General features: G+C 68.0%; 3 protein-coding genes and 1 tRNA gene. 1 reads left to right on the top strand and 3 read right to left on the bottom strand.

Going from position 1 to position 1,770, the window contains the following annotated elements; genetic code table 11:
• Nucleotides 1-106: 106 nt before the first annotated feature.
• Nucleotides 107-180, top strand: a tRNA-Met gene (locus tag BZL64_RS26180).
• Nucleotides 181-345: 165 nt separating this feature from the next.
• Here BZL64_RS26180 and BZL64_RS26175 read toward each other — a convergent pair.
• The 3 genes from BZL64_RS26175 to BZL64_RS26165 form a co-directional block, all read right to left on the bottom strand.
• Nucleotides 346-762, bottom strand: coding sequence for a Fur family transcriptional regulator (locus BZL64_RS26175; protein WP_086771645.1), 417 nt, complete (start codon nucleotides 760-762; stop codon nucleotides 346-348).
• A 218-nt stretch (nucleotides 763-980) separates the two neighbouring features.
• Complete coding sequence (locus BZL64_RS26170) at nucleotides 981-1,376, bottom strand: CBS domain-containing protein (protein WP_086771644.1); 396 nt, start codon at nucleotides 1,374-1,376, stop codon at nucleotides 981-983.
• 145 nt (nucleotides 1,377-1,521) lie between these two features.
• Nucleotides 1,522-1,770 (bottom strand): inositol monophosphatase family protein (locus BZL64_RS26165; protein ID WP_279634613.1); only part of this gene is annotated, 249 nt, incomplete at its 5' end.

Below are 1,770 nucleotides of genomic sequence, written 5' to 3'. Positions count from 1 at the left end.
TCAAACGCCGGACGGGCTGAGTGAGTGCGGCCTGACCTGCGACAACTGGGGAGCGGCTATTGATTTGCTTCTTCCCTTCCCCGTGACGTAATGTTGCATTCAACGGCGCGGGGTGGAGCAGCTCGGTAGCTCGCTGGGCTCATAACCCAGAGGTCGCAGGTTCAAATCCTGTCCCCGCTACTGAAGGTCGAGGGTCGGAATCCGAAAGGGTTCCGGCCCTCGACTCATTTCCGGACAGTGCGGCCAAAGGCTCCAGACGGACCGAGGCTCCAGACGGCCCAAGGCTCCGGACAGCGCGAAGCCCCGGCGTCCAGGGCGGATGCCGGGGCTTCGGTGTCGCGTGGGTTATGCCGCCGCGCAGTTCGGGCAGACGCCGCGGTACGTCACCTCGACGCCCGAGACCGTGAAGCCGAAACGCTCCGTGTCCGGGAGGTCGGCCAGCGGGTTGCCGCTCGGATGGACGTCGCGGATCGCCCCGCACTGGGCGCAGACCAGGTGGTGGTGGGGGCGGTGCGCGTTCGGGTCGTACCGCTTGGCGCGCTTGTCGGTGGCGACCTCGAGCACCTCGCCGAGGGAGACCAGTTCACCGAGCGTGTTGTAGACGGTCGCCCGGGAGATCTCGGGCAGCTTGGCGACGGCCCGTGCGTGGACCTCGTCGGCTGTCAGGTGGACGTGTTCGCCGTCGAGCACCTCGGCCACGACGCGCCTCTGCGCGGTCATCCGCCATCCGCGTCCGCGCAGCCGTTCCAGAAGGTCACTCATGAGCATCAGCCTAACAGCAGGGCCGGTCGAGTCCCGAACAGGTGTGACTTTGGAGCCTCACTTGACTTGGACAATGTCCATTGTAGGATCGGGACTGGTTTTGGCAAGCGGCTGGAGGTCGCGGTACAGGCCCTGCGCGGCTGATACTCCAGCACTGGACCGCTTGTCGTGGGCAGGACGGGCCGGACTTCCCTCGGGGAGTACGGCCCGTCCTGTGCTCACAGGGCGGGCGCGGGCTGCCGTAGGGGTGCCCAGCAGCGGATGATGTCGCGGACGGAGACGATGCCGACGGCCTCCTCGCCCTCCAGGACGACGAGATGCCGGAAGCCGCCGTGCGCCATGGCGGAGGCCGCCTCCTCCAGGGTCCAGGCCGGGGCGGCGAAGACGACGTCGTTGGTGGTGTGGGCGTGGGTGCGTTCCGTGTCCGGGTCCTGGCCCAGGGCCACGGAGTTGAGGATGTCGCGCTCGGTGAGGATGCCGATGCCGCCGGCGTCCGGGTCCAGGACCAGGGCCGCACCGACGCGGCGTGCGGACATCAGGGCGGCGGCCTGCCGGAGGGTGTGTGCGGGGCCGATGGTCAGGACCACCGTGCTCATGGCGTCGCGGACGAGCATGGGCTGAGCACCTCCTACGAATCCGTTAGTTCAAGGATTCACAAATGCACAAGTGGGGGTGCTGTCAGCGTGGCAGGCAAAGCGAGGGTCAACAAGAGGGCGCGCGCGTCCAATTGAGGGCGCGCGCGCTCACTTGTGAGGTCGGTCAGTTGCGCTCGTTGAGGTAGCCCAGCAGCTCGTCGTGGAGCAGACCGTTCGACGCGGCAGCGTTTCCGCTGTGCGGCCCCGGACGGCCGTCCAGGCCGGTGAAGGTGCCGCCGGCCTCCGTCACGACGATCGCGGTGGCCGCCATGTCCCAGAGCGACAGCTCGGGTTCGGCACAGAGGTCGACCGAGCCCTCGGCCACCATCATGTACGGCCAGAAATCGCCGTACGCGCGCGTGCGCCACACCTC

The sequence above is a fragment of the Streptomyces bobili genome, from assembly GCF_002154575.1.
In the GTDB taxonomy this organism is placed as follows: Bacteria; Actinomycetota; Actinomycetes; order Streptomycetales; family Streptomycetaceae; genus Streptomyces; species Streptomyces bobili.
Note: the sequence above shows the minus strand (reverse complement) of the source record. Positions and strands in the feature narration are given on the sequence as shown.